The 19,005-nt window shown below is 42.4% G+C and carries 17 protein-coding genes; 7 read left to right on the top strand and 10 right to left on the bottom strand.

Going from position 1 to position 19,005, the window contains the following annotated elements; translation table 11 throughout:
- Nucleotides 1-56 precede the first annotated feature (56 nt).
- Both M1K46_RS17005 and M1K46_RS17000 read right to left on the bottom strand, forming a co-directional pair.
- Complete coding sequence (locus M1K46_RS17005) at nt 57-1,043, bottom strand: aldo/keto reductase (RefSeq protein WP_053354231.1); 987 nt, start codon at nt 1,041-1,043, stop codon at nt 57-59.
- 114 nt (nt 1,044-1,157) lie between these two features.
- Nucleotides 1,158-1,727, bottom strand: a complete 570-nt coding sequence (locus tag M1K46_RS17000; RefSeq protein WP_062232237.1) for a nitroreductase family protein — start codon at nt 1,725-1,727, stop codon at nt 1,158-1,160.
- Nucleotides 1,728-1,916: 189 nt separating this feature from the next.
- On the opposite strand from M1K46_RS17000, the gene M1K46_RS16995 reads away from it, so the two are divergent.
- Nucleotides 1,917-2,108 carry an alpha/beta-type small acid-soluble spore protein gene (locus M1K46_RS16995; RefSeq protein WP_053354233.1) on the top strand — a complete coding sequence of 64 codons (192 nt, stop codon included), beginning with the start codon at nt 1,917-1,919 and terminating at the stop codon, nt 2,106-2,108.
- A 127-nt stretch (nt 2,109-2,235) separates the two neighbouring features.
- Here M1K46_RS16995 and speD read toward each other — a convergent pair whose 3' ends face one another.
- Nucleotides 2,236-3,054 carry an adenosylmethionine decarboxylase gene (speD, locus tag M1K46_RS16990; protein ID WP_053354234.1) on the bottom strand — a complete coding sequence of 273 codons (819 nt, stop codon included), beginning with the start codon at nt 3,052-3,054 and terminating at the stop codon, nt 2,236-2,238.
- Nucleotides 3,055-3,180: 126 nt separating this feature from the next.
- A complete protein-coding gene (gene glsA / locus M1K46_RS16985) occupies nt 3,181-4,110 on the bottom strand; it encodes a glutaminase A (RefSeq protein ID WP_256227000.1) in 930 nt (309 codons plus the stop codon).
- 208 nt (nt 4,111-4,318) lie between these two features.
- On the opposite strand from glsA, the gene M1K46_RS25870 reads away from it, so the two are divergent.
- Complete coding sequence (locus tag M1K46_RS25870; RefSeq protein ID WP_375162215.1) at nt 4,319-4,549, top strand: YitT family protein; 231 nt, start codon at nt 4,319-4,321, stop codon at nt 4,547-4,549.
- Nucleotides 4,447-4,833, top strand: coding sequence for a YitT family protein (locus M1K46_RS16980; RefSeq protein WP_256226954.1), 387 nt, complete (start codon nt 4,447-4,449; stop codon nt 4,831-4,833). The genes M1K46_RS25870 and M1K46_RS16980 overlap by 103 nt, the downstream gene beginning before the upstream one ends.
- Nucleotides 4,834-4,879: 46 nt before the next feature.
- Here the strand turns inward: M1K46_RS16980 and M1K46_RS16975 are convergent, their stop codons facing one another.
- Nucleotides 4,880-5,734 carry a VOC family protein gene (locus M1K46_RS16975; protein WP_256226953.1) on the bottom strand — a complete coding sequence of 285 codons (855 nt, stop codon included), beginning with the start codon at nt 5,732-5,734 and terminating at the stop codon, nt 4,880-4,882.
- 387 nt (nt 5,735-6,121) lie between these two features.
- Between M1K46_RS16975 and M1K46_RS16965 the strand changes: the two genes are divergently transcribed.
- A complete protein-coding gene (locus M1K46_RS16965; RefSeq protein WP_256226952.1) occupies nt 6,122-7,126 on the top strand; it encodes a zinc-binding dehydrogenase in 1,005 nt (334 codons plus the stop codon).
- A gap of 225 nt (nt 7,127-7,351) precedes the next feature.
- Here the strand turns inward: M1K46_RS16965 and M1K46_RS16960 are convergent, their stop codons facing one another.
- A complete protein-coding gene (locus M1K46_RS16960; RefSeq protein WP_256226951.1) occupies nt 7,352-8,488 on the bottom strand; it encodes an NADH-dependent flavin oxidoreductase in 1,137 nt (378 codons plus the stop codon).
- Nucleotides 8,489-8,668: 180 nt separating this feature from the next.
- Between M1K46_RS16960 and M1K46_RS16955 the strand changes: the two genes are divergently transcribed.
- The gene (locus tag M1K46_RS16955; RefSeq protein ID WP_256226950.1) at nt 8,669-9,361 is read left to right on the top strand and encodes a CAP domain-containing protein; all 693 of its coding nucleotides are present in this window, start codon (nt 8,669-8,671) and stop codon (nt 9,359-9,361) included.
- Between the two features lie 36 nt (nt 9,362-9,397).
- On the opposite strand, the gene M1K46_RS16950 is transcribed toward M1K46_RS16955, so the two are convergent.
- Complete coding sequence (locus tag M1K46_RS16950) at nt 9,398-10,093, bottom strand: YukJ family protein (protein WP_256226949.1); 696 nt, start codon at nt 10,091-10,093, stop codon at nt 9,398-9,400.
- 127 nt (nt 10,094-10,220) lie between these two features.
- The gene (locus tag M1K46_RS16945) at nt 10,221-11,156 is read right to left on the bottom strand and encodes a manganese-dependent inorganic pyrophosphatase (RefSeq protein WP_256226948.1); all 936 of its coding nucleotides are present in this window, start codon (nt 11,154-11,156) and stop codon (nt 10,221-10,223) included.
- A gap of 216 nt (nt 11,157-11,372) precedes the next feature.
- On the opposite strand from M1K46_RS16945, the gene yhfH reads away from it, so the two are divergent.
- The gene (gene yhfH, locus M1K46_RS16940; protein ID WP_082315898.1) at nt 11,373-11,501 is read left to right on the top strand and encodes a protein YhfH; all 129 of its coding nucleotides are present in this window, start codon (nt 11,373-11,375) and stop codon (nt 11,499-11,501) included.
- Nucleotides 11,502-11,667: 166 nt separating this feature from the next.
- On the opposite strand, the gene M1K46_RS16935 is transcribed toward yhfH, so the two are convergent.
- On the bottom strand, nt 11,668-13,149 hold the full coding sequence (locus M1K46_RS16935) for a glutamate synthase subunit beta (protein WP_256226947.1): 1,482 nt from the start codon (nt 13,147-13,149) through the stop codon (nt 11,668-11,670).
- A gap of 17 nt (nt 13,150-13,166) precedes the next feature.
- Entirely contained in the window at nt 13,167-17,732 is a 4,566-nt protein-coding gene (gene gltB / locus M1K46_RS16930) for a glutamate synthase large subunit (RefSeq protein ID WP_256226946.1), read from the bottom strand.
- Nucleotides 17,733-17,851: 119 nt separating this feature from the next.
- On the opposite strand from gltB, the gene M1K46_RS16925 reads away from it, so the two are divergent.
- Complete coding sequence (locus M1K46_RS16925; protein WP_053354244.1) at nt 17,852-18,754, top strand: LysR family transcriptional regulator; 903 nt, start codon at nt 17,852-17,854, stop codon at nt 18,752-18,754.
- Nucleotides 18,755-19,005: the final 251 nt, after the last annotated feature.

Below are 19,005 nucleotides of genomic sequence, written 5' to 3'. Positions count from 1 at the left end.
TAAAAATGGCAGCTCCTCCTTATGAAGTAAGCCGCCATTTATTTGCGTACTCTGCTTTATAGGTTCACACCTTTCATTCCGGCTTCAGGATATCGTTCACCTGCAGCCGCTCCCCTTGGTGCCGCCTCATTGATCCGGTTTAGGTCATCTTGTGTCAGTTCAACCTTTATTGCCCCAACATTTTCTTCTAAATAACGGGTTTTCTTTGTTCCGGGAATTGGGACGATATCATTACCTTGTGCAAGCAGCCAGGCTATAGCCAGCTGTGATGTACTGCAGTTTTTTTCTAAAGCGATCTCTTTTATTTTTTCAACAAGATCTAAGTTCTTTTGAAAGTTTTCTCCTTGAAACCTTGGAGAAAACCGGCGGTAGTCATCCTCAGCCAAGTCTTCAAATTTTTTGATCTGACCTGTTAAAAAGCCTCGGCCAAGCGGGCTGTAGGGAACAAATCCGATGCCAAGCTCCCGGATCGCAGGCAGAATTTGTTCTTCAACATCCCGGCTCCATAATGAATATTCTGTTTGTACGGCTGTAATGGGATGGACATCATGTGCGCGCCGAATGGTTTCAGGAGAAGCTTCTGAAAGGCCCAGATAGCGTATTTTTCCTTCCTGAGCAAGAATCGACATTGCCCCTACCGTTTCTTCTATAGGGATCCCTGGATCGACTCTGTGTTGATAGTAGAGATCAATGTAATCCGTGCCAAGCCGCCTCAAACTGTTTTCACACGCTTCTTTCACATATTTCGGATGTCCGTTTACACCTAAAAAGGAACCGTCTTCTCCCCTTACATTGCCAAATTTTGTAGCAAGGATGACATCCTTCCGGCAATCACTGATCGTTGTACCTACCAATTCTTCATTTTTGCCAACACCATACATATCAGCGGTATCCAGGAAGTTTACACCTAATTCAAGTGCATGGTGAATGGTTTTTAGTGACTCCTGATCATCTTGTCCGCTGTAAAAGTCCGACATGCCCATGCAGCCCAATCCAAGGGATGAGACTTCCAAACCCTCATTGCCTAGTTTTCTTTTTTGCACATTGTTCATCCTCTCTCATTTAGTCAAACCAATTCATACAAAGTACCTTTACCCTGTTTTCCTCCATAAAAAAACGAAGAGAAACGTGTTGGCTTCTCTTCGTGTTGTAATCGACTATTTTAACCACTCGGTGATTTCCTGATAGGGTTGTTTTTTGATAGCCGCAGGCGCTTTATTTGGATAGCCAAGATAGATAAATCCAGCCATTTCACCTTTGTCTGAGAGGCCGAAATAAGACCTTACTCTGTCGTCATAACAAATCGTGCCTGTGCGCCAAACTGCCCCAAGACCGAGCGCATGGGCAGCAAGCAGCATATTTTGAATAGAGGCACTGACAGCTGCTGTTTCCTCCTTATGAATCACTTTTTGGTGATCTCCCGGCTCTACTCCTACCGCAATAATAACCGGTGCACGAAGAGGTTTTTTCTTTACCCTCTCCAATTTTTGCTGATCCTCTTCTGACAGTGGTTCATTCATTGCAGACTTTGTGATTTCTGCCAGAAGCTCTCCCAGCTTGTTTCTCCCTGCTTCGCTGATGACAAAGAATCTCCAAGGATTCGTACGGTGGTGGTTTGGAGCATATGTTCCTGCTTCTAAAATTTTTTCGATGAGATGATCGGGAACTGGATCATCCTTAACCGAACCTATGCTTCTCCTTGTTTTAATCGCTTCAAAAATATCCATACTGCATCATCCTTTTTAACTACCTTATGCTTATTTATGAATCCATTATAACGCTGCTGATTTTCAGGAGCCAATGTTTTACTTTTAAACAGTTGCAAGGATCTGAAAAACGAATGCCTTTTTTCAGTTTCGGAAACCTTAATAGACGAGCAGCATTGTCTGCTCAATTCTATGTGGGGGTGTTGCATCATGGCAAGAAACAAACTTTTGGTACCTGGTTCTGAGAATGCGTTAAACCGGATGAAAGAGGAAATCGCCAATGAGTTTGGAGTGAAGCTTGGTGCAGATACGACCGCACGGGCTAATGGATCTGTAGGCGGAGAGATGACAAAACGTCTCATTGCTATGGCAGAACAGCAGCTTGGAAATCAGCCCCGATAGTGTTGATTTCAAAAAAAGAGACCCCATTCGGGTCTCTTTTTCACTTTAACGCTTTGTTAACAATGATGTTGGAATTAAGGTTGATAGAAGAAGGCCTGATAAAATCAACAAAATGCTTTTACAAAACCTACTTTAAAAACCGATTCATATTTCTTCCAAAATAGATCTCATCCATCTCCTCGGTAATTCTTTTGGTGATTTCCGCTTGTTCCTGTTCGGTCAGTGTATCCCTTGAGTACCCGAATAAGTAATTGTTCAGGTCAAAATTTTTCAGCTTGCATTTCGTATGAAAAATATTTTCCTGATAGATGTTTGAATCAATCATATCAAATTCGTTTTTAAAATCCTCGCTGATAAAATTTTGTATGGAAGATATGTCATGATCAATAAAAAGCTTTTGGCCATTAATATCTCTTGTGAATCCTCTAACCCGGTAGTCGACGGTCATAATATCGGTATCAAAGGAATCGATGAGATGATTTAAAGCTTTTAAAGGAGAAATCTCTCCGCAAGTTGAAACATCAATATCCGCTCTAAAGGTGCTGATTCCTTCGTCCGGATGATACTCGGGATACGTATGAACGGTTAAATGGCTTTTGTCCAGCTGCATGACTACAGATTCAGGCATGGCTGCCGGTGTTTCATCAATATTTTCAGTAGGCACTTCGACAATTGGGCCTTCAGAAACTAATAATGTTACACTGGCTCCTTGGGGAACATAGTCTTGTTTAGCGATATTTAATACGTGCGCGCCAATCGTGTCGGACACTTTCTGAAGAATGCCGGTTAACCGCTCAGCGCTGTATTCTTCATCGATGTAATCAATATAGGCTTCCCGCTCTTTCCTTGTCTTCGTGTAACAAATATCGTACATATTAAAGCTTAATGATTTGGTCAGGTTATTAAAACCGTGCAATTGAATTCGCTGCTCATGTGTTCGGCTCATGAATGATTTCCCCTTATTAGCAAAGTATTGTAATTAAGCATTTACTCCATCAAATATTGTTAAGATACCCTCCATTCGACATAAAAAAACAGCCCTATTGTAAATAAGGCTGTAAAATAGCTCGTCCTAAAACATACTTAGATCGTATCGTTTAGAAAGCATCTCCAGAATTTTAAGTCCGGCTATGCTATTTCCTTTATCATCAAGTGCCGCACCAAAGATCCCGATACCGAACCGATTGGGCACGGCACCCATGATTCCTCCAGAAACACCGCTCTTCGCGGGAATCCCAACTCTTACGGCAAATTCGCCGGAAGCATTGTACATGCCGCACGTCACCATTAAAGTCTTGCAGATCCGAGCGATATGCGTGGGGATTAACCGATTATTCGTCAATGGGTCAATACCATCAAGGGCAAGAACAAGGCCAATTTTCGCTAAATCAAGGCAATTCATTTCTATTGCGCATTGCTTTGTATAAAGGTAGATGAGATCATCCACATCTTCATTAATGATGCCGTGCTGCTTCATAAAATAACAAAGTGAACGGTTTAAATGTGCGGTCTCAAACTCTGATAGAGCAACTTCTTCACAATGAGAGATGGAAGGATTCCCAGCCAGCTTCCTGACAAATTGAAGAAGACGTTCAAACCTCTCATGGACCGAATGTCCTTTAACCATGTGAGTTACGACCAGTGCTCCTGCATTGATCATAGGATTTAGCGGTTTCGAAGGTTTACTGACCTCCAGCTTTACGATGGAATTGAAAGGATCTCCAGTAGGCTCATACCCGATTTTACAAAATACCTCATCTTCGCCGCAGTCCATTAATGCGAGGGCGAGAGCCAGCACTTTAGAAATGCTTTGAAGCGTTATCTTCAATTGTACATCTCCTGCGGATAAACATGTACCATCAGGGTGATAGATGGCGACAGATAAGTCATCAGGATCTGCTTTTTTCAGTGCAGGTATGTAATCCGCTACTTTACCGAACTTCGTGCAGTCCTTGGCTTCCAATACTAATTGATTAAGCTCTTTACTAGAACGACAAATCATGGCAGCTCTCCGATTGTTCAACATATGGGTAGTTTGAGCAATCGTAAGCCGGATAATACTCCTATCATCCGGTGAAACATAATTCTTAAGCTCGTACATATGGTAGTAAAAAACCATTGTTCGGAGATGAAAGATAATATGATGAAATGGCTCGCCATCGGCTGGCAGTACTTTATTGGGAATTGGCATTAATGGCTTCATCCTGCCCATGCATATCTTGAACGGAGGATTTATTGGTTTGGCACTGCTTCTGAACTATACACTTGGTGTAAAAGTTGGCTTGACCATTATTATTCTAAGTGCACCGGTTTTTCTGTTAGCCCTTCGATTTGATAAGTGTCCTATTTTTTTAACAGCCTGTTTGGAATGCTCATTTCTTCGATTATTATTGACTTCCTGCTTCCCATACAGCAAATGTTTCATTTGCGGATTTTTGTGAGTGCTTTGATCGGCGGGTCTTTAATCGGAACTGGAATCGGTATCATGATGAGGCACAATACGTGTGTAGGAGGCTTGGATCTTTTAGCACTTCTGCTTTCAAAATGGTATCTCGTTAACGCTGGGTTCTTAATGATCATCATGGATGCTGTCATTATTTCGGCAGGTATGATCATTCTCCATGACAGCCGCCTGCTTTTTTCTTTTATCACCATTTTGACCACCGGAGCTGTAACAGCCTTTTTGACCTCCTTTAAGTCCATCGTCGTATGGGACACAAAATGAAGAAACCCACCGTCTGCAAAAAGACGATGGGTTGATTTACTTTATGTTAATCTATCGCTAATTCCATCAGAGTACCTGAAGGATCTTTTACAAAAAGAGATTGATCAAGTTGCTGGACATGATAACCTAATTTTCCAAGCCGGTCTGCGGCTTCATCTCTTGCTTCAGCTGACGGATAAACCACAGTAAACTGTTTCAATCCTGCGCGGTGTTCATCGGGAGCAGGTGCACCTTGGCCGTTCCAGATGTTTAAACCGAGATGGTGATGATAACCGCCGGTTGAGATAAATAATGCATGGTTGCTATAACGAAGAACAACTTCGAAACCTAACCCTTTACAATAAAATGATTCTGCTTCTTGTAAATCAGATACATGCAGATGCAGATGGCCCATTATGGTTTCTTTTGGCAGCCCTTCATAGGTGGAGCCGTCACTCTCAGCTAACAGCCCTTTTGCATCAAGAGGCTCCGTAGTCATCTCCACTTGTCCATTTTCCCATTTCCATTCATTTGAATCACGGTCTACGTATATTTCAATTCCGTTGCCATCCGGATCAGCCAAATATAAAGCTTCGCTCACAAGATGGTCCGATGCGCCCTGAAGTGGATAACCAATATTAATAAAGTGATGCAGCACTTTGGCTAATTCTTTACGGTTTGGGAGAAGCAGTGCAAAGTGATACAATCCTGTTGTTCGGGGCTGTTTTGGTTTCGCATTTTCAGGCTGTACGACAGATAAGATAGAGTTGTGGCCATCCAGTGTTAAGAAAACGATTCCCCTTTCTTCTTTAAGAACAGAAAAACCTAATATATCTTGATAAAAAGATAGGGATCGATTCAAATCCTCCACGATTAATTGAACGTGTTCTACAAAAGTGTGCGGACGTGTGTGAAAGTTCATCTTATATGCTCCTTTATGTTTTGTAACATACAAAAAGTAAGTTTGTTACTATTATTATATATTTAGAAGAAAATATCAAGTTATAAACGGATTTTTTCATTCCATCAATACTGCATAATTTTGAGATCCTTCATCTTCAAGATAATTTTTTACCAATTTAACTGAAGTACGCCTGCATTGTAGCAAAACGTATGATTGCAGAGACAGGCTGATGGTTATGAATTATCAAAAATTTTTGGTGATACATTGAAAATCTCATCTCCCTTTTTTGTAGTATTACGGTGTAAAGTTTTCATTTACCCTATGAAATCAATACGAGGTAAAAGACAATGAAGATTTCCTTTGATACACTTGTTGTAACTAAATTTAGTGGAATGGGAGGCTATCATGAAAGCACTTGTTCATAAAAATCAAAAAGGTTTATCAGGACTCGTCTTTACTGAATTTGAGGAAAAAGGCCCAAAACCTGGAGAAGTAAGAATTAAATTAGTAACCGCAGGCTTAAATCACCGTGATTTGTTTGTGATGGAAAGACACCAGCCATCGGATCCCCCTTTAATCATAGGATCAGACGGAGCAGGAATTGTTGAAGCTGTTGGAGATGGCGTAAACAACGTGATTGTCGGAGATAAGGTTATTATTAACCCGGGGCTCGGCTGGAAGGAAAAAAGTGATGCACCGCCGGAAGGTTTTGAAATACTAGGACTCCCCTTTCACGGAACCTTTGCAGAAAAGGTGACTGTTCCGGCTGAAAATGCCGTGCCTAAACCAGCACATTTAACGTGGGAAGAAGCGGGAGTCTTATCATTAGCCGCGTTGACGGCATACAGAGCTCTTTTTACCAGAGGTAGACTGAAAGAACATCAAAAGGTTCTTATACCCGGGATAGGCAGCGGTGTGGCTACCTTCCTGCTGCAATTTGCAAAAGCAGTTAATGCCGAAGTATATGTGACTTCCCGTTCTGAAGAAAAAGGCCAAAGAGCACGCAAATTAGGTGCCGTTCAGGCGATAAACAGCAATGAGGATTGGAACCGGCAGCTTGATAACCAAAAGATGGATCTTGTGATTGAAAGTGTGGGTGCAGCAACTTTTAACAAATCATTGGATCAGTTGCGTACAGGAGGCACAATCGTAACATTTGGTGCATCAGCCGGTGACCAGATTCAGTTTGATTTAAGAAAATTCTTCTATGGACAATATAGCTTCTTCGGAACTACGATGGGCAGCAGTGAAGAATTCAATGAAATGATTCAATTTATTAACAAACATAAAATCAGGCCGATTGTTGATAAAATGTTTGATTTAAATCAATTTGAGCATGCTTTTGAGCGTTTGAATAAAGCTGAACAATTTGGAAAAATAGGATTTAGGATCAACAGCCTATCCAATTAAAAAAGAAGCCCCGGAAATCAATCCGGGGCTTCTTTTTATTTTGCGCATAAAGATGCTTAAAAGAGGCCCTCAAGTCTTTTTCTCCAATAAGAACTGATTTGTGAAACAAATGAAGCGCCCGAAAAGCAGAAAGGAAAAAGCTTGCTTATTCCCTTCTGCTTTTCAGTAGGCTGTTCAATCACACCCCACTAAAAATCAACAACATGGACTAACAGAGCTTTTATTTTAATTTTCTATTGGAAACCACCCTGGTGTATTCATGATGGCCTGCCAGAGTGGTTCAGGAACGACGAGCTCTTCTTGAGCGTCTTTTCTTAATTTCGTTTCAATCTCAGAGGCTCTTCCCTCTTCGATCTTTTGTACCCAATCAGGATCAATGATTAATTCTCTGCCTAAAGCAATAAAGGGGACTCCGGTATTCAAGGCTTTTAACGCATCCTCTGCTGTATAAATGGAACCCACCCCAATCACGGGAACCTGATCTCCGACTCTTTCCTGGATGATCTCCATTCGAGAGCGATTATCGTCTACACCTCTTCTTGGAACAGACCAGAAATCCATAAGTGATACATGAAGATAGTCCAGTTTCTTTTTCACAAGTTCATCCATTAATCCTAACGTTTCATCCATCGTAATTCCAGGGGTTTCAGGTTCTTCAGGTGAAAGTCTGTAACCCACCAGGAAAGGCTCTTTGGCATGTGTCTGGACAGCGGCTGTTACTGCATCAATAACTGCCAGCGGAAACGCCATACGTTTTTCCAAACTTCCTCCCCATTGGTCATCACGCTGGTTTGAATGCGGAGAAAAGAACTGTTGAATTAAATATCCGTTTGCTCCATGAATTTCGATTCCGTCAAAGCCCGCCTCAATCGCTCTGCGTGCAGATTCGCCAAAGTCACGGATGATTTCTTCGATCTCTGAATGGGTCAATTCACGTGGTACTGGCTGTTCACCAGTAGGTGTTTTCTGTTCTGGAGGAACAGCACTGGCACTTACCACATCTCCATTGGGTACCAGCGAAGGAGGACACATTCGCCCGCCATGGAAAACTTGAAGAATGGCCTTTGCTCCCTGTTTTTTTATGCTGGAAGCAAGCTTTCTTAAACTTGGAATCATATCATCACTATGGCTTCCGAACTCACCATGAAATCCCTTGCCGCTTGGTGTAACATATGCGCAGGCTGTAATCACCAAGCCTGCTCCCTTTGAACGGCGTACATAATAGTTAACTTCCTCATCAGTCACTGTTCCGTCTGGATTGGAAGAAAAATTGGTCATTGGAGCCATAACGATACGGTTTTTCACTGAAAATCCCTCTGCAAATGTATAAGGCTCTAATAATTTTTGGTATGTGTTGTTCATGAGCGCACTCCTTTTCTTGTTTCTTGTTTCTTCTTTCCTACCCATCATACTTTTAAAAAGTAATTTATGCATTAAAAGTGCCCGGAGTTAAATTTACATGGCTTAGTATGCCTTTCTTATTTCGTGAAATACTAAAAACGTTTTTAGTAAGAGCTAATAAGGTGTAAAGGAGCAGTCTCTGTGAGAAAAGCAATTTCAATACCGATGGCCTTCTTATGTATTCTTGTTTTCAGCAGCGGATGCAATAACATGAAGAAGAATGAACTGGGCCAGGATCAGCAGCATAAAAGAATGGCTAATAAAAATATGATGAAAACAGGAAATGGATATTTAACGAAAGAAAAGATACCGTACCAGTCGAAAGCTGGACGAAAGAAAGAAATGGTCCAAAGAGAAAACATTTCCTACAACAATCCAGATATGAGCATGGAAACCAACCCGGACATTAATGGAACAGTTCCTCCGGCAGCTCCTCCTTCAGGAAATCAGGGCTATAGCCAGGAGATGATTCAGAGGGTCGTAGAGCTAACGAATCAGGAGAGAAGAAAGTATGGGCTTTCAGATTTAAAATGGGATCCTTCATTAACCAACGTTGCGCAAGTAAAAGCAAACGATATGGAGAAGAATAATTACTTCTCACATAACAGTCCGACATATGGATCCCCTTTTGAACAGATGGATAAAATGGATATCCCGTACAGTTCTGCCGGAGAAAATATTGCTGTCGGGCAGCAGTCTCCAGAACAAGTGGTCAATGACTGGATGAACAGTGAAGGACACCGCAAGAATATCCTTAATCCCGACTATACTCATATTGGTATTGGATATACGGATAATGAAGATTTCTGGGCCCAGGAGTTCATCAAAAAGTAAAAATAAAAGAGAACAGCCTATCGGCTGTTCTCTTTGTTATATTTGATTACTCATTTTATCATCGTGCTGGCACATCTTGGTTGGGTAGCCTCGTTCATCTGTACACCATGATTGGGATAAGAAGGCAAGAAAAATGGCCGTCCATTGATTCTCGAATTGCAGGAATAACGCCCCATCGTGCCAAGTTCCGTTATCCCCTGCCCAATCTCTTTGATTCTGCTTGTCTTCATTCCCCTGGTTCATGTGTATGTTGTGCATCCCGTTTGTTGGCTGAAAACCAAATACTTTATCCCGCTGTGATTCAGGTCCGAATTTGGACCCATATACATAGATGAATGCTTTTTCAGAAATGGCTTTCTGAATGTAATGATCAAGTATATCGTTTAAATCGTTGTCTGGTCCTGTCGCGTCGCTTGGCAGGGGTTTCATTAAAGAAGGATCAAAGAGCCCGTCCCTGATGTAATCAATAGCAAGTTCCCTGTTTTCATTCCCAAGCGGCAAATAGGTTTCAGGAAGCTGTGTTAATTTTTCAGTAAGAGATGAATTGAAATTTTCATTAACCAGATAAAGAACCTCGGAGTTTTCTGAGCTGGACATGACGTTAACCGCTATACGATAATGCACACTGTTTTCGTCCACTGCATGAATCTGATAATGAGGAGTATCTAAATCCCTTTCCATTCGAGACTCTATGACCGTTCCCTTCAGCAAGCCGTAGTTTTTAACTGCCATGAGAAACCTCCCGCCTCTTGGGCCATAAATTTTGTCCTTTAATCCTTTCGCCAAGTTGCATTGCAATCCCTTTATTGACTAGACAAAAAACAGCATTACACCTAGGTGTAACGCTGTCTTATCATATTTATTGGATACGGCTGAAGGCATCTGTTAAAACTGGAACGATTTGTTTCTTTCTGGATACTACACCTTTAAGAACAGCTGTATTATGTTCAAGGTTCACATTATAAGCTTGTTCTACGGCTGCAGCTTTTCTTCCGATTGCAAGCCCTGTTGAATCGTTTGTTAAAATATCAGTCACAACGAACAAGAACAGATCGAGTCCTTTATCTTGGACAACTTGGCTGATGGCTTCCTCGATTTCTGCCTTGCGCTCAAATACCTCAGCTGTATCAACCGTATTTACTTGTGCAATTTCTACTTTGCTGCTGCCCATCTGAAATTCCTTGGCATCTAAAGTGATGAGCTGGCTTACAGATTTGTCGCTTAAGTCTGCTCCCGCTTTCAGCATTTCCAAACCATAACTTTCTGCATCTACACCCGCGATTTCCGCAAGTTCCTGTGCAGCAGCGATATCTTGCTCTGTGCAGGTTGGAGATTTAAAAAGAAGGGAATCAGAAATGATAGCGGACAGCATTAGGCCTGCGATGTCTTTTTCAACAGCAACCCCATGCTCTTTGTACATTTTGTTTAAAATGGTTGCGGTACATCCTACAGGTTCAGCGCGGTAATAAAGTGGATCACTTGTTTCAAAGTTTGCGATGCGGTGGTGGTCAATGACTTCAAGCACGCGGACTTTTTCGATATCAGATGCACTTTGCTGGCGCTCATTGTGGTCAACGAGAATAACTTGATTCGTTTCGTTTGCTACAGTTTCAACCAGACGAGGCATTTCCGCCTTAAATTGCTCAAGGGCATATTGTGTTTCACCATTAATTTCTCCTAAACGCACAGGTTCTGCATTAAATCCCAGTTTCGTTTTAAGATCAGCATACACGATAGCTGAGCAGATGGTATCGGTGTCCGGGTTCTTGTGTCCAAAAATCAATACTTTTTCCATAATCCTTCTCCTTTATCAATAATTCTCGGTATACTTTCCCTTTTCGTTTTATATTTTAGCATTTACTGACGTAAGGGTAAAACAGAACTTACAAATAAGCTAATATGGAATATCTAGGAGTTTAGTAGTGTTTCAAAATAATTCTATAACAGATGTTGACTATTTATATCTGTTATAATACAATGAATTTAATTCAAAAACAGGAGGTAATGCTGAATGTTGACGTTGGAATTTTATCGTAATTTACCTAAGAAGCAATGCCGGGAATGTGGAAAAACGATTGAAGAACAGCATGAATCATACGTTTATGAATGTGAAAGATGCATGGGACTACATGAAGCATAGGTGATTGTAAATGATGAATGTGCGTTACGGATAATACCCTGATTACCGAGGAAAAGGTGAACAGGGTATTTTTTGCTGGTTAAACAGTTTTACTAGAAAAATAGATTCTTATCCACAGGAAAAACCGCCTGCCTTAAAAGGAAGACGGTATTCTAAACGATATTCATTACACCAATACTGTGCTGCCCATCAAATACTTATCTACTTCGCGTGCAGCTTCTCTGCCTTCCTGGATCGCCCATACGATTAAGCTCTGTCCGCGTCTTGCATCACCCGCGGCAAACACACCTTCTACGTTTGTGCGATAATCACCATGTACTGCGGAAATCTTTTGATTCTCTGTTTTCACACCGAATTGCTGAAGCAGCGGCTGTTCAGGCCCATCAAAACCAATCGCTATAAATACGAGCTGGGCTGGCCATACTTTTTCTGTACCAGGAACTTCTATTAGTTCGGGCTGTCCATGCTCGTTCGTTGTATATTGCATTTGAACCGTATGAAGTTCTTTTAAGTTTCCATCCCCATCTGCCACGATGTTTTTCGTCTGTACCGTATATTGCCGCGGATCTTCACCGAATTTCGCCTGTGCTTCTTCATAGGCATAATCCATTGTAAAAATGTTAGGCAGTTCAGGCCACATGTTATCAGGTGTCCTTGCTTCTGGAAGTTTAGGATACTTTCCGAACTGAACGATGCTTCTGCACTCTTGACGCAGAGCTGTTGCAACACAGTCTGCACCTGTGTCGCCACCTCCAATTACGATAACATCTTTGTCTTTAGCATCGATGAATGCTTCATCAGATTGACGCTGATTCAGCAGATGCTGTGTTGACTTTGTAAGATAGTCCATAGCGAAGTGAACACCTTTCGCTTCTCGGCCATCGAGTTCCAGATCTCTTTGCTTCTGGGCACCGACACAAAGTATGACCGCATCGTACTGATCTTTAAGTTCTTCAGAAGTGATGTCTTTTCCAATCTCCGTATTCAGCACAAAGTCAATTCCTTCTTGACTGAGTAACTGAATTCGGCGTTCTACGATATCTTTTTCAAGCTTCATATTTGGAATACCATAGGTAAGCAATCCTCCGGCACGTTCTGCTCTTTCATAGATTGTGAGGGAATGTCCTGCTTGGTTGAGCTGATCTGCGGCAGCCAAACCGGCTGGACCGGAGCCCACAACAGCAATCTTTTTGCCGGTTCGTCTGTGAGGGATCCGGGGTTGGATCCAGCCGTTTTCGAAACCTTTATCAATGATGGCCTGCTCAATGTTCTTAATGGTTACTGCAGGTGAAGAGATTTCAACTGTACATGAACCTTCACATGGCGCTGGACAGACGCGACCGGTAAATTCCGGAAAGTTGTTCGTCTTAATTAACCGGTCAAGCGCTTCTCTCCATCTGCCGCGGTAGACCAGGTCGTTCCATTCAGGAATGAGGTTATGGATGGGACAACCAGAGGTCATCCCGCTAATCTCCATGCCAATATGGCAAAATGGTGTTGCACAATCCATACACCTCGCACTCTGACGGTGAAGGGTATCATCACTCATCAGTTCTGTATGTTCATTCCAGTCTTTTAAACGTGTGAGAGGATTCCGTTCTTTGGCTTCTTCTCTCGCATATTCCATAAATCCTGTTGTTTTTCCCATTCGTCCTCTCCCCTTTCCTAATTAAGAATTAACTGAGTCTTTTTTTTGACCGGGGTACTTTTTTTTAGAGATGATGTTTCTAAAAAGGCACTCATTACGGCTTCATCATGTTGTAACCCTGCCTCTTTTTGTTCCTCGATCAGACCGATCATCGCTTTATAATCTTTAGGAATAACTTTGACAAATTGTTTTCTGTATTGTGACCAGTTGCTGAGGATAAAAGCTGCTTTTGAGCTAAGCGTATAATGATAATGACTCAAAATCATCTTTTTAACCTCTGCTTCTTCCTGATCAGCCTGCAAAGCTTCAAATTCAACACTGTCCTTGTTGCATAACGATATGAACTGTTCTTTTTCACTGGCCAGAACGTAGGCAGTCCCCCCAGACATACCAGCAGCGAAGTTTTTGCCGGTTTCCCCAAGAATGACCACTCTTCCGCCGGTCATATATTCACATCCATGATCACCGATGCCCTCTACAACAATATTTGCTCCGCTGTTCCGCACAGCAAAACGCTCTCCTGCAGATCCATTGATGTACGCTTCTCCGCTTGTTGCACCATAGAAGGCAACATTCCCAGCGATAACGTTTGTATCCGATAGAAAATCAGATTCTTTCGGGGCAGATACCGTTATTTTTCCGCCAGATAGTCCTTTTCCTACGTAATCATTTGCGTCACCAGTTAAATATAGTGACATGCCGCGCGGGATATAGGCACCAAAGGATTGGCCCGCTGAACCATAGAATTGCAGATTGACGGTATCTTCGGGAAGTCCGTTCTCTCCATATATCTTTGAGATTTCACTTCCGGAGATAGTTCCGGCAACACGATTTGTATTATTCAGCTGAAACGATAGATTCACTTGTTCTTGACGCTCCAAAGCCTTAGAGATGGCTGGAAGTATCTCTCTCATATCCAAGGATTCTTCGATCTTATGATTTTGCGGTGTCTGGAACGTTCTGACAGAACCATCTACAGTATGTGTCAGATTGGCCAAGTTCAATTGTTTGGCTTTCCAATGGTTTTTCGTACGTTCTGAAACGCTGAGTATTTCGCTGTGGCCAATCATCTCGTCCATCGTTCTGAACCCAAGTTCAGCCATGATCTCACGGACTTCCTGAGCTACAAAGCGCATGTAATTGACAACATGATCTGGATCGCCCATAAATTTCTTCCGCAGCTCTGGATTTTGTGTAGCAACCCCTACCGGACACGTATCCAGGTGGCAGGCACGCATCATGACACAGCCAAGAACAACGAGTGGAGCTGTAGCAAAACCATATTCTTCTGCTCCAAGTAAAGCTGCCAGTACTACATCTTTGCCAGTCATCAGCTTGCCGTCGGTTTCTAATACCACACGGTCGCGCAATCCGTTCAGCATTAACGTTTGATGGGCTTCTGCCAATCCCAGCTCCCAAGGCAGTCCCGTATGCTTGATGCTTGTTTTGGGTGATGCACCTGTCCCTCCGTCGTAACCGCTGATCACTATTACATCGGCAGCTCCTTTTGCAACGCCTGCAGCAATCGTTCCTACTCCTGCTTTCGCAACGAGCTTAACGGAAATACGCGCATCACGGTTCGCGTTCTTTAGATCATGAATAAGCTGTGCCAAATCTTCAATGGAATAGATATCATGGTGCGGAGGAGGAGATATCAGTCCTACCCCAGGCGTTGATCCTCGCACATCTGCTACCCATGGATATACTTTGTTTCCAGGAAGCTGGCCGCCTTCCCCAGGTTTCGCTCCTTGAGCCATCTTGATCTGCAGTTCATCAGCGTTGACGAGGTAATGGCTTTTCACGCCAAATCGTCCTGAAGCGATCTGCTTAATCGCACTTCGCCGCGAATCACCATTTTCATCCAATATAAAGCGGCTTGGATCCTCTCCGCCTTCCCCGCTGTTGCTTTTTCCGCCCAAGCGGTTCATGGCAATAGCCAATGCTTCATGTGCTTCTTGGCTTAGAGAACCGAACGACATTGCTCCTGTTTTAAACCGGCGCACAATGTCTTCAACAGACTCAACCTCTTCGATTGGGACAGCTCGGTCTTCTGAAGGGAAGGAGAATAAATTCCTTAAAAAGTTAAGGCGTTCTTCGTTTGCCGCCTTAGAATACTGTTTGAACAGGCTGTAATCATTTTTTCGGCAGGCCCATTGCAATGTATGAATGGTTTTAGGATTAAAGGCATGATGCTCGCCTGTCTTCCTCCATTGAAAATCACTGCCGGATTCAAGCGTTTCCTCCATTGTCTCCCGATAAGCCTTAGAATGGTGCCGTATGGCTTCAAGGCCCATCGTTTGAAGATCGATGCCATCAAGCTGAGATGCCGTTCCAGTAAAGTATCGGTCAATGGCTTCTTGGCCGATGCCTACCGCTTCAAAAATTTGAGCTCCTCGATAACTTTGGATCGTCGAGATGCCCATTTTAGACATCACTTTAACGACACCGTCTGTCACTCCTTTAATATAACCTTGAACAGCTTGATCAAAAGAAACGGACAGATGGCCATCAATAATTGCCTGATGATACGTAGCATAAGCAAGGTAAGGATGAATGGCGTCTGCTCCAAAGCCAATGAGTGCTGCAAAATGATGGACTTCCCTGGTTTCCCCGGAATCAACAATTATGCTTACTTTCGTTCGAAGTCCTTTTCGAACAAGATAATGATGGAGTGCGCTTGTTGATAACAGAACCGGCATCGGGATGTTCTTATCATTCATTTCACGGTCTGAAAGGATGAGAAGAGTATGTCCTTCCTCAATCGCTCTTTCTGCTTGCGAAAACAATTGATTCAAACTGGATTCCAAATCTTCAGAAAAAAGTGTATGCAGAGTCTTGCTCGAAAATTCTGGCCAGACATTTTGTTGTAATTGGTTGAATCTTCCGGTTGATAGGATCGGGGTATCCAATTGGATACGACGGCAGCTAGCTGCGTTCGCTTCAAGCAGATTGCCCTCCGCTCCTAAATAACTGACTGTTGATGTAACCACTTGTTCACGAAGAGAATCGATCGGCGGATTTGTTACTTGTGCAAATAACTGTTTAAAATAATTGAACAATGATTGGGGGCGGTCTGACAACACAGCTAAAGGTGTATCATTCCCCATGGATCCGACTGGATCTTTTCCTTCTGTGATAATAGGAATCAAGTATTTATGAATATCTTCATGCGTGTAGCCAAACGTCTTCTGCCGGAGTACGAGCTGATCAACTGATTCAGCACTTTCTTCATGTGAGCCGCTGTCCAGATGGATCAGATTTTCCTCTAGCCATGAGCGATAAGGCTTGGCATGGGAAAGTTCAGTTTTAATTTCTTTATCTGAAACAATTCTTCCCTTTTCTAGATCAATAAGAAGCATTTTTCCTGGACTTAACCGATCTTTATAGAGTACATTCTCTGGTTCTACATCAATGACCCCAACCTCGGAAGAGAAAATAATATAGTCATCCTTCGTTACATAATAGCGCGCGGGCCGTAAACCGTTTCGGTCAAGGACGGCGCCGATTTGTCGGCCGTTTGTGAAAGAAATGGCTGTGGGGCCATCCCACGGCTCAATTAGACAGCTATGATATTCATAAAAAGCTTTTTTTTCATCTGTCATATGAGGATTTTCAGACCATGGTTCAGGAATCAGCATCATGGCTGCATGTGCAAGTTCTCTCCCCGCCAGTACAAAAAACTCAAGAGCGTTATCAAGTACGGAGGAATCACTGCCTTCTGTATCAAGTATCGGAAGCAGTTTTTCTAAGTCATCTCCAAAAGCCTCAGAAGCAAATTGCTGTTCACGCGCTTTCATCCAATTAATATTGCCTCTTAACGTATTAATCTCGCCATTATGGATGAGGTACCGGTTTGGATGAGCCCTTTCCCAGCTCGGAAATGTATTTGTGCTAAAACGGGAATGCACTAAAGCGAATGCTGAAACAAAAGAAGGGTCATTTAGATCCCGGTAAAATGCATCTACCTGTTCAGGTGTCAAAAGCCCTTTGTATACAATAGTGGATGAAGAAAGGCTAGAGAAGTAAAAGTTTAATTGGTTTTCTTTTCCCCATTTCTCTGCTATTTTCCGAATGATATACAGTTTGCGCTCAAACGCCAGTTCATTCTTGGTATGATCTGAGGCTTTAATAAAAACCTGATGAATGGATGGGCAGCTTTCTTGTGCGATAGTTCCGATTTTTCCGTCAATTACAGGCACACTTCTCCATCCAATGAGGCTTTGGCCTTCTTGTTCAATGATTTGGTTTAATTTATTCTTAACGGATTGCTGTTCGTTTTCGTCTTTTGGAAGAAACATCATGCCAACTCCGTATCTTCCCTTTTCAGAAAGATCGAATTGAGGGCATGCTTTTTTGAAGAACTCGTGTGGAAGCTGTACCATAAGTCCAGCACCGTCTCCGGTTAGCGGGTCGCTTCCCTGCCCTCCCCGGTGATCCAATTGGCAAAGCATACTTAAACCTTTTTTTACAATATCATGGGTAGCTAATCCTTTAATATGGGCGTATAAGCCAATACCGCATGCATCATGTTCAAATTCCGGACGGTAGAGGCCCTGTGGTTTTGGTAAGTTATGGAATGTCATTGTTCGCTCCCCCGTTTCAAATGTCTTTTTTATAGTGTAGGTTTAATAATTCATCCAAACAATATATAATTTAGATAAGATTAATCTATTTTTGAGAATGATTGCTGGAGGGTATCAAAATGGAACTTCGTCAATTGTACTATTTTATCGAGGTGGCAGAGCGAGAGCACGTGTCCGAGGCGGCACAGCATCTGCATGTGGCACAGTCCGCAGTCAGCAGGCAAATTGCCAACCTGGAAGCAGAATTAAATGTCGAACTGTTTGAGAGAGAAGGCAGAAATGTAAAGCTAACCCCTGTAGGAAAACTTTTTTTGACCCATGCATCCACTGCATTAAAAGCAATAGATTATGCAAGAAAACAAATAGAAGAATATTTGGATCCCGAACGAGGTACAATCAAGATCGGTTTTCCGACCAGCCTCGCAAGCCATCTTCTGCCTACTATTATTTCAGCGTTTAAAGAAGAGCATCCGAACATCGCTTTTCACCTGCGTCAAGGATCTTATCATTTTTTAATCGATGCTGTGAAAAATGGGGATATTGATCTAGCGTTTTTAGGGCCAGTTCCAGCAAATCAACCTGATGTTAAAGGCCACATCCTTTTTACGGAAAGAATTTCCGCATTGTTACCAGCTGACCATCCAAAGGCAGATAAAAGCAGCTTGGTTTTAAGTGATTTAAGAAATGACCGTTTCGTCTTGTTTCCTGAAGGCTATGTGCTGCAGGAAGTAGTCATTAATGCCTGTAAAGAAGCCGGTTTTTCGCCTATCATATCTTCTGAAGGGGAAGATATGGATGCGATCAAAGGGCTGGTTACGGCAGGAATGGGTGTAACCTTATTACCCGATAGTTCTTTCTATGAAACCACTCCTCGCTACACAGTAAAAAAGCCCATTGACTTTCCGCTTGTTCAGCGTACAGTTGGGCTTATTACACCAAAGAAACGGGAATTGGCACCGGCTGAAAATGTGTTTTACGACTTTGTTATACATTTCTTCTCTAAACTTGAGCAATATCAGTAAAAAAAGCTGCCATGTGCAGCTTTTTCTTTATACCGCTCTTTGTTCTTTTTGAAGCAGGGCAACAGCGTACAAAAGCAAGTATCTCTCACGGGGAGTCAGTCTGAGCCAATCTTTTACTTTGTACTTCAAGCCAATACCTCCTCTTTACAAATAGATTGAAACCACTGCATCTATTAAACGACCTTTATTTTTAAATGTATCTATATATTACCACCTGTTGTAATTCGCAAACTTTTTCTTGTTGTAAACCT

Source organism: Fictibacillus sp. WQ 8-8, from assembly GCF_024494405.1.
GTDB lineage: Bacteria > Bacillota > Bacilli > Bacillales > Fictibacillaceae > Fictibacillus_C > Fictibacillus_C marinisediminis.
The sequence above is the reverse complement of the archived record's forward strand: the minus strand, read 5'-3'. Positions and strand labels throughout refer to the sequence as shown.

Coding starts and splice junctions, on each gene's coding strand:
- M1K46_RS17000 (WP_062232237.1), bottom strand. CDS start 1,727: ATGGATATTTTTGAAGCGATTAAAACAAGGAGAAGCATAGGTTCGGTT.
- M1K46_RS16995 (WP_053354233.1), top strand. CDS start 1,917: ATGGCAAGAAACAAACTTTTGGTACCTGGTTCTGAGAATGCGTTAAAC.
- speD (WP_053354234.1), bottom strand. CDS start 3,054: ATGAGCCGAACACATGAGCAGCGAATTCAATTGCACGGTTTTAATAAC.
- glsA (WP_256227000.1), bottom strand. CDS start 4,110: ATGATTTGTCGTTCTAGTAAAGAGCTTAATCAATTAGTATTGGAAGCC.
- M1K46_RS25870 (WP_375162215.1), top strand. CDS start 4,319: ATGCATATCTTGAACGGAGGATTTATTGGTTTGGCACTGCTTCTGAAC.
- M1K46_RS16975 (WP_256226953.1), bottom strand. CDS start 5,734: ATGAACTTTCACACACGTCCGCACACTTTTGTAGAACACGTTCAATTA.
- M1K46_RS16965 (WP_256226952.1), top strand. CDS start 6,122: ATGAAAGCACTTGTTCATAAAAATCAAAAAGGTTTATCAGGACTCGTC.
- M1K46_RS16960 (WP_256226951.1), bottom strand. CDS start 8,488: ATGAACAACACATACCAAAAATTATTAGAGCCTTATACATTTGCAGAG.
- M1K46_RS16950 (WP_256226949.1), bottom strand. CDS start 10,093: ATGGCAGTTAAAAACTACGGCTTGCTGAAGGGAACGGTCATAGAGTCT.
- M1K46_RS16945 (WP_256226948.1), bottom strand. CDS start 11,156: ATGGAAAAAGTATTGATTTTTGGACACAAGAACCCGGACACCGATACC.
- yhfH (WP_082315898.1), top strand. CDS start 11,373: ATGTTGACGTTGGAATTTTATCGTAATTTACCTAAGAAGCAATGCCGG.
- M1K46_RS16935 (WP_256226947.1), bottom strand. CDS start 13,149: ATGGGAAAAACAACAGGATTTATGGAATATGCGAGAGAAGAAGCCAAA.
- gltB (WP_256226946.1), bottom strand. CDS start 17,732: ATGACATTCCATAACTTACCAAAACCACAGGGCCTCTACCGTCCGGAA.
- M1K46_RS16925 (WP_053354244.1), top strand. CDS start 17,852: ATGGAACTTCGTCAATTGTACTATTTTATCGAGGTGGCAGAGCGAGAG.